General features: G+C 63.5%; 7 protein-coding genes. 3 read left to right on the top strand and 4 right to left on the bottom strand.

All coding sequences use genetic code 11. From position 1 onward, the window contains the following. Positions 1-88: 88 nt before the first annotated feature. The 4 genes from ABWP50_RS08805 to ABWP50_RS08790 form a co-directional block, all read right to left on the bottom strand. The gene (locus tag ABWP50_RS08805; protein ID WP_353217639.1) at positions 89-1,048 is read right to left on the bottom strand and encodes a phosphate/phosphite/phosphonate ABC transporter substrate-binding protein; all 960 of its coding nucleotides are present in this window, start codon (positions 1,046-1,048) and stop codon (positions 89-91) included. 41 nt (positions 1,049-1,089) lie between these two features. After that, on the bottom strand, positions 1,090-1,707 hold the full coding sequence (locus ABWP50_RS08800) for a P-loop NTPase family protein (protein WP_353217625.1): 618 nt from the start codon (positions 1,705-1,707) through the stop codon (positions 1,090-1,092). Further along, positions 1,694-1,936 (bottom strand): hypothetical protein, encoded by a 243-nt coding sequence (locus tag ABWP50_RS08795; RefSeq protein ID WP_353217624.1) that lies wholly within the window; start codon positions 1,934-1,936, stop codon positions 1,694-1,696. The genes ABWP50_RS08800 and ABWP50_RS08795 overlap by 14 nt, the downstream gene beginning before the upstream one ends. A 128-nt stretch (positions 1,937-2,064) precedes the next feature. After that, positions 2,065-5,100 carry a VPS10 domain-containing protein gene (locus tag ABWP50_RS08790; RefSeq protein ID WP_353217623.1) on the bottom strand — a complete coding sequence of 1,012 codons (3,036 nt, stop codon included), beginning with the start codon at positions 5,098-5,100 and terminating at the stop codon, positions 2,065-2,067. Positions 5,101-5,316: 216 nt separating this feature from the next. On the opposite strand from ABWP50_RS08790, the gene ABWP50_RS08785 reads away from it, so the two are divergent. The 3 genes from ABWP50_RS08785 to ABWP50_RS08775 form a co-directional block, all read left to right on the top strand. Then, positions 5,317-7,149, top strand: coding sequence for a methyl-accepting chemotaxis protein (locus tag ABWP50_RS08785; protein ID WP_353217622.1), 1,833 nt, complete (start codon positions 5,317-5,319; stop codon positions 7,147-7,149). 33 nt (positions 7,150-7,182) lie between these two features. Beyond that, on the top strand, positions 7,183-7,434 hold the full coding sequence (locus ABWP50_RS08780; protein WP_353217621.1) for a hypothetical protein: 252 nt from the start codon (positions 7,183-7,185) through the stop codon (positions 7,432-7,434). Further along, a partial coding sequence (locus tag ABWP50_RS08775; protein WP_353217620.1) for an Hpt domain-containing protein occupies positions 7,431-7,861 on the top strand: 431 nt, incomplete at its 3' end. The genes ABWP50_RS08780 and ABWP50_RS08775, both read left to right, overlap by 4 nt.

Raw genomic sequence — 7,861 nt, 5'->3', positions numbered from 1 at the left:
ACCATGATCCGAAACGGCGCTGCTGCTGGCGTCTGCGCCGCGGCCTGTGCCGTGGTCATCATGGCGAAGGCCACTAATGCAGATTTGATCACTGGCCGCCTCCCGTTGCATTGCTGCGGCGGCTGCTCACTTCGGCGTTGCGCATTGCCACGATATCTTTGTAATCACTCGGCTGCATCGGTTTCATGTCGCTGCCGTCACCCAGGCCGAGTTCGTGCCAGATTTCGGGATCGTCATAGGCCATGGATGCCAGCGCGCCGCGCAGCGTGTCTCGAAATATCTGCGGGCGATCGGTGCGGATCACATAGGGCGAATTGGGAATGGGGCCCGCGCTCCAGAGGATGCGGAAATCTTCCAGTTTGAGCATGCCGCGCTGCGCCAGCGTATGGATTGATCCGGTGGTGAAGCCAGTTGCCGGCGTGCCGCCGCTGGCCACCATGAACACGGCATCGAACTGCCCATTCTGCAGGGCCAGCACGCCTTGCGTGTGGCCGCCGGTGATGGCCGATTTGCCGAAATATGTGTCCGGCTTGATGCCCTGGCGCTGCAACGCGTAGCGCGGATAAAGATAGCCCGATGCCGAATTGAAATCGACATAACCCACGGTTTTGCCGCGCAAATCGGCAAGCGTGCGATAGGGGCTGTCGGCGCGCACGACGATGGTGGAATAATAGCCCCAACTGCCTTCGGAGGTGCGCGGCACCAGGATCGGCGCGACCTTTTCGCCCATCTGGGCGCGGGCATTGGCATAGGCCGCCGGGCCCATGGTGGCCATTTCCAGTTGCCCGGATGCCATGGCCTGGATGATGCCGTTGTAATCAGCCGCTTGAAACACCTTGACCGGCAGACCGGTGGAATTTGTGATGTAGGCCTGATAGGATTTCAGCCGGGCCAGTGCTGCCTCGCTGTCCTCACTGGCGTTGGCGCCGATGCGGATCTGTCCCATCTCTTTGCGCCAGCCCGACAAATTTGGATCGGCGGCTCTTTCGCCGCACGCGCCAAGCGCCAGCAGCGCGGCCAATCCGACCGCCAATCCGATCCATCGCATGCACACCATCATATCCCCCTTTTGACGACGATAGCCCATGGTCATGACAAGCCCGCGACGCCGGCCGGCTCCGCGACGGGCAGCATGGCCTGCACCAGCCGGGCCATGGCTGCATCGGCTTCGCTGCGGCTGTTGCAGTGATGCAGCCTTGCCCCCAGCGCCGCCTGTGCCTGGCCGGCAAATTTCAGGCGATTGGGCGCGTGATGATCCCATGCCCAGCGAATGGGATGATCGCGCCGCAGCAGCCGTGACCAGCTCTCATGGCAGCCCGGAAACACCTCCTGATCGCCCGCCGCCCGCCGCAGCGAACGATTGATCACCTGCGCCATCACCTGCCAGCGCGGCAGATCAAGCCACACCAGATCCGTAAGCCGCGGCAGGATGATTGGCCGGGTCTTTGAATAGCCGCCAGACACGACCCAGTTGCCACGGGCGGTGGCGGCATCGACATCGGCCAGAAATGCCTCTGGTTCGTGCGTGTGCCGATCATGCCAGCCGGGGCGCCAGTTGATCAGATCCAGTTCGTGCCACGCGATCCCGGTGTGCGCTGCCAACTGCTGGGCGAAGGTGGACTTGCCCGAACCGCTGGTGCCGATCACCAGCACCCGCAAGGCAGGGCCCGCCCCGGCATCGCTGTGGGCGGTCTTAGTCGTTGGCACGGACGCCGAACACGTACGGGAGGCCGAAATTATCCGGTTCGAACGAAAGTTCACTGGTGCCCTGAAATCGCAAACCGCGTTCAAGCACCTCGCCGTGCCTGCGCACCAGCGGCAAGTCAGAAAACAGGATTATGGCAAAGCAAGTCACAGACAGAAGCAATCCCGACACGGCGACCTCGGCCGGAACGCCTTCCGGAAGATAGTAACCGGGACTGCGCAGCACGCCCATCGGGGCTATGATCGGTTTGTGTCTCTGCCGTTTCGCAAACAAGACAGTTTGGTGAAGTTGTTCTGACAAGCGCGGCACTTGTTGGAAAACTGGCAGCGGGTTAGGCCGTTGCCGGTTACCAGTTTCGGTTACCGCGTTTGCGAACCAAGAGCCTTGTCCAGCCGGGCCACAACTGCATCGATCTGGCGGCGCAAATCCGCCAGCCGCTCCCTGGGATGGTTGCCGATCTTACCGTCATATTCATCGGTCTGGCTGCGCAGATAGCGCACATGGTTATCAAGGCCGGGCGGGCTGTAGCGCACCGGCGGCGCAATCAGCGCATCTGCGATCGGTTGCAGCGCAGCCAGCCTCGCCGCATCCGGCTCTTGCTTCAGCGCTACCAGCCCGGCCTTGACGCGCGCCACGGCGGCGGTGGTATCTGCCTCAAGGCGCAGCACGGCCAGATTGTGCTGATATTGCTCGTTCAGGTCGCTGTTGGTGACGCCGGTGGCCAGCACGCGCGGATCGGCGACCAGTTTCAGCGGCTGCATCGTCTTCACGGTGCCGGCCTGCAGCACCACCGTGTAATCGCCGGGCGGCACCACTGGCCCCACTGGCGCCCGCCCGCCGGCGGGGGCTGCGGGTTGGACCTGGCCGCTATGGCGCAAGTTCCACGTAAAGCGGTGGAAGCCTGGCGTGTTGTTGAGCTTGGTCGGGTAAGTGGGCCGATAGCGATAGCCACCGCCGGCGCGCGGCTGCGCTCCGTCGCTGCTGAAGCTTCTTATGGTCTGCCCAGCGGCATCGACGATGCTGATGGTGAGCGGCGCGCCGGCAGCGCTGGCCGGAACGATGTATTCGATCTGCGCGCCGGGCAGTTTGTAATCCGGGCCTTCGCTGGCCGGGCCGCCCATGTCGGCGCTGGCGCTGATGCGGGTGGCAATGGCCGGTGTGAACAACTGCGGCACCGCAGTGGCGCCTGAGGATTGGCGCAGCGCACCGAGATTGTCCAATATGTAAAAGCCGCGGCCTTGCGTGGACATCACCAGATCGCCGTGCGCCAGCCTGATGTCCGTCACCGGAACGACCGGCAGATCATTTTGAAAACGCTGCCACTGCCCGCCGCGATCGAACGACACGTAAATGCCGAATTCGGTGCCGGCAAACAGCAGGCCCGGGCGCTGCGGATCTTCGCGCACCACCCGGGTTGGCTCGTCGGCGGCGATGCCGTTGCGGCCGTCGGTCAGCTTCGTCCAGGTCTGCCCATAATCGTCGGTGCGGTAGATATAGGGCGCGAAATCACCGAGCAGATAGCGATTGAGCGCCACATAGGCGGTGCCGGCGTTGCGCACGCCGGGTTCGATATTCTGCACGCGGCCGCCGGGCGGCAGGCTCTTGGGGGTGATATTCTTCCAGCTCTTGCCGCCGTCCTGCGTGACATGCAGCAGGCCATCGTTGGAGCCGGTCCAGATCACGCCGGGCTTCACTTGGCTTTCGCGGATGGCATAGAGGGTCGAATAGACCTCCTCGCCAGTGGCATCGATGGTGATCGGATCGCCCGATGCCATTTGGCGTTCCGGTGGATTGGCCGTGAGATCCGGGCTGATCACCTCCCAATTGACGCCGCCATCCCTGGTCCGGTGCAAGAATTGCGAGCCATAATAGACCGTCATCGGTTCAACCGGGGACACTTCCATTGGCGCCACGCGCTGGAAGCGGAAGCGCAAGTCCTTGGGATTGCTGCCGTACAGGGACTCGCTGCCGATCCAATATTGCTGCTCATTCATGTTGGTGCGCAGATCGACGCGGCTGAATTGCCCCTTGCAGCCGCCCCACACCACCAGCGGATCGTCGATCTTGGGGATGGTCGGGCCGGTTTCGCAGCCGGGGCCGATCTTGTAGGCTTGGCCGTCGCCCAGCGGCTGCGACGGCACGATTACCGTCGTGTTGTCCTGCTGCGCGCCATAGAGGCGGTAGGGAAATTGATTGTCCACCGCGACTTGGTAAAGTTCCGATGTGGGCTGGTTGGACTGGACCGACCAGGTCTTGCCGCCGTCCAGCGAGACATTGGCGCCGCCATCATTGGATTGCACCATGATCTGCGAATTGCCGGGATTGATCCACACATCATGATTGTCGCCGTGCGGCGTCTGCTGCTCCACGAAGCTCTTGCCGGCGTCGGTTGATTTGAACCAGTCTTCATTGCCAACCAGCACGACATCGGCATTGCCCGGATCAACGCCGAGCGTGGTGTAGTAAAATGGCCGCGTGGTCAGCCGGCCTTCGCCATTGACCAGCCGCCAGCTTTTGCCGTGGTCGTCCGAACGGTACAGGCCGCTGCCCGGCTTGGCTTCGATCAGCGCATACAGCCGGCCCGGCGCGGCGGCGCTCACGCCAATGTTGGCGCGGCCGAACAGGCCGGTCGGCAGGCCGCCGGCCAGTTTCGTCCAGCTGTCGCCGCCATCGGATGATTTATAGAGGCCGCCGTCAGTGCTGCCCGACGTGATCGTCCACGGCCGCCGGATGCCGTGCCACATGGCGGCATAGAGCGTCTTTGGATCATCCGCCTGAAATTCCAGATCGGCCGCGCCAAGGGTTTCGTTCAAATACAGGATCTTGGTCCAGGTCTTGCCGCCGTCGCGGGTGCGATAGACGCCGCGATCGGCGGAATATTTGAACGGGTTGCCGGTTGCGGCCACAAAGACTTCGTCGGGGTTGGCCGGGTTGATGCGGATGGTGGAAATCTGGCCAACGTCGCGCAGGCCGATGAATTGCCAGCTCTTGCCGGCGTCCACCGATTTGTACACGCCGCGCCCGATCGAGACATTGCTGCGGATTTTGGATGATCCGGTCCCGGCATAGATGATGCCGGGATTGCTGCCCGCCACCGCCACAGCGCCCATCGAACCCACGGCGATCTGGCCATCGGTAAGGTTTGACCAGCTATGCCCGGCATCGGTGGTGCGCCACACGCCGCCGCCCACCGTGCCCATGTAGAATGTGTGGGGCTGCGACGGCACGCCGGTCACCGTGGTGGCCCGCCCGCCGCGCCAGGGGCCAACCTGCCGGAAATGATGGCCAGACAGCAGGGCCGGATCATAGGCCTGCGCTGGAGCCTGCGCGCAAACGGCGCTCGCTGCGGTTGCCAGCAGCAGCGCCAATGTGATGCGAATAACAGCTTGGTTCACTTCAGGCCCCCTCAGGAATGCGCGGCGCGGCGGCCCGCAACGTGCCGATATTGGCGGTCATTTGCAGCCGGGGCAATCGGCATTGCATCACCACCGCATGCCGCACCAGCCCGCCGTTTGCGGCGGCCCGGCCCGCTGGTGGCTGCCTTAACCCGGGCAGGCTGCCGCCGTTCAGTAAATCGAACTGAAATGCTTAGCCAGAAGAAGGCAAAAACCATGTCGATCCGCACCAAGGGTATCATCATCGTCGCGGCAATCGCGTTTGCCATGTGCTTTGCGGTGTTCGTCAATCTCAGGGCATTTGATCAGGTGCGCTTTGGCGGCGAGATCGACAGCCAGTACCGCGATCTGAATGGCATGTTGGCGGATACCATGCCGTCGCCGATCTTTGTGGTTGAACCCTATCTGCAGGCCACTCGCGCTATTGCCGAAAACGGCACAGCCGGCCGCGGCAGCGGGGCCTATGAAACAAGCATCCGGCGTATGGAAGCCAAGCATCGCGACAATGTGCGCAAATGGGCCGGCGCCAATCTGCCGCCGGCGATCAAGGCCGAATTGGGCCGCATCAGCGCGACCACGGATCGGTTTTTCGACGAGATGAACAGCAGTTTCCTGCCGGCCTTGCGGCGCGGCGACCGTGCCGCCGCCGCCGCGAGCCACGGGCGGCTGGGCACGCTGTTCGAGCAGCATCGCGCAGATATTGACCGAATGGTGTCGGGGCTGGGCCGTGATGCACAGGCTGTGCAGATCGTCAGCGGCGGCCAGATCGACAATACCAAATCGTTTCTGGTCGTCGTCGCCGTGCTCAAGGTGCTGACGCTGCTGATTGCCGCCGCTTATTTGTACTGGTCCGTGCTCAAGCCGCTCGGGCGAACCGCAGATTCAGTACGACGCATGGCTGACGGCGATTATGATGTTGATGTCGGCGATGCTGGCCGCCGTGATGAAATCGGCACGATGATCAACTCGATTGCGGTGTTCCGCGACACTGGCAAGGCCAAGCTCGCCAGCGATGCTGCGCAGCAGCAGGTGGTGGATGAACTGGCGGCGGCGCTGGCGGCGCTGGGGGCTGGCGACCTGACCTACCGCGTGAAAGTGCCGTTCCCGGCCGGTTACGAAGCGTTGCGGACCAGCTTCAACACCACGGTGGATAATTTGCAGGATCTGCTGGCTAGTGTTGCCGGCTCGGCTGCCAGCGTTTCCACCGGATCGGCGGAAATCCGCGCGGCATCGGACGATCTGGCAGCACGCACTGAACAGCAGGCCGCCAGCCTGGAAGAAACAGCGGCAGCGATGAGCCAGGTAACGCTGCTGGTGCGCGACACAGCGCGCGGTGCCAAGGATTTGAATCAGTCGATTTCCGCTGCCCACCGCGAGGCCAGCGACGGCGGCGCCATCGTTGGCCGCGCCAAAGCCGCAATGGACGGCATTGCAAGATCATCTTCGGAAATTGCCGAAATCACCAGTGTTATCGATGGAATCGCGTTTCAGACCAATCTGCTGGCATTGAATGCCGGGGTCGAGGCGGCGCGCGCTGGCGAAGCGGGCAAGGGTTTTGCGGTGGTCGCCAACGAAGTGCGCGCACTGGCCCAGCGATCAGCCGAAGCCGCCAAAGATATCAAGGCACGCATCGTCAACAGTGCCGCCGAAGTATCGGGCGGCGTGGCGCTCGTAACGGAAGCCGGGGCCGTGCTGCATCGGATCGTCGGGCAGGTGGGTGCCATCAGCACCAGCGTTGCAGCCATTGCGGCCGCCGCCGAAAATCAGGCGGGCAGCCTGCAGCAAGTGAATGGCGCGGTAAGCGACATGGACAAGATGACCCAGCAAAACGCAGCGATGGTCGAAGAAAGCACGGCCGCAGCGCGCAGCCTGACGGGCGAAGCGCAGCAACTGGCCATGCTGGTCGGCCGCTTCAAGATCGAACGCGGCGCGCCCGGGCGCGCATTGCCGCAGCCAAGGCGGCCGGCTCAGCCGGAACGGCGGCAGATGCTGCGCGCCATCGGCAACACCGCGCTAAAGGCACCAGCCGATGATTGGTCGGAATTCTGAGCAAACAGGCGATAAGCCAGCAAGGAATCAGTGATGATCCGCATTGAACTGCCGGCTGACATGGGCCGCGACGCTGCTGTCACCCTGGCCCACTCGTTGGCAGCCGCCGGCACCGGCGCCGTGCTGAACGGCACCAGCGTGACACGGATCGGGCAAATCGGGCTGCAAGTGCTGGCGGCGGCGCACCGCGATACTGGCGCGGCGCTGGAGGCAGCATCCCCGGCGCTTGCCGAGGCTTTGGCCACCGCCGGGCTTGGCTGGCTGATCGAAGGGGCACCGGCATGAGCCCCGAAGACCTGCAGAACATCTTTTTTCTGGAATGTGACGAGGCGCTTGGCCAGGCCGAAACCGGCCTGCTGGACTTGGCGGCGGGCACTCATGACAGCGAAACGGTGAATGCCATTTTTCGCGCTGTCCATTCGATCAAGGGCGGCGCTGGCGCGTTCGGCCACGGCCCGTTGCAGGCATTTGCGCACAATTTTGAAAATCTGTTGTCGCTGGTGCGTGATGGCAGCCGCGACGCTGATGCGGCGCTGGTGCGCCTGTTGCTGACGGCGTGCGACATGTTGGCCGATCATGTCGCGTCGATCCGCGGCAACGGCCCGCTGCCAGATGACGCCGCGATGCGGGCGCGGCTTGATCTGGAGGCGCATTCACCGCCAGCAGCCAGCGCGCCAGCAGCCAGCGCGCCAGCAGCCAGCGTGCATTCTTT

The sequence above is a fragment of the Sandarakinorhabdus sp. genome (assembly GCF_040398645.1).
Taxonomy (GTDB): Bacteria; Pseudomonadota; Alphaproteobacteria; order Sphingomonadales; family Sphingomonadaceae; genus Sandarakinorhabdus.
Note: the sequence above shows the minus strand (reverse complement) of the source record. Positions and strands in the feature narration are given on the sequence as shown.

Coding starts and splice junctions, on each gene's coding strand:
- ABWP50_RS08805 (WP_353217639.1), bottom strand. CDS start 1,048: ATGCGATGGATCGGATTGGCGGTCGGATTGGCCGCGCTGCTGGCGCTT.
- ABWP50_RS08795 (WP_353217624.1), bottom strand. CDS start 1,936: ATGGGCGTGCTGCGCAGTCCCGGTTACTATCTTCCGGAAGGCGTTCCG.
- ABWP50_RS08785 (WP_353217622.1), top strand. CDS start 5,317: ATGTCGATCCGCACCAAGGGTATCATCATCGTCGCGGCAATCGCGTTT.
- ABWP50_RS08780 (WP_353217621.1), top strand. CDS start 7,183: ATGATCCGCATTGAACTGCCGGCTGACATGGGCCGCGACGCTGCTGTC.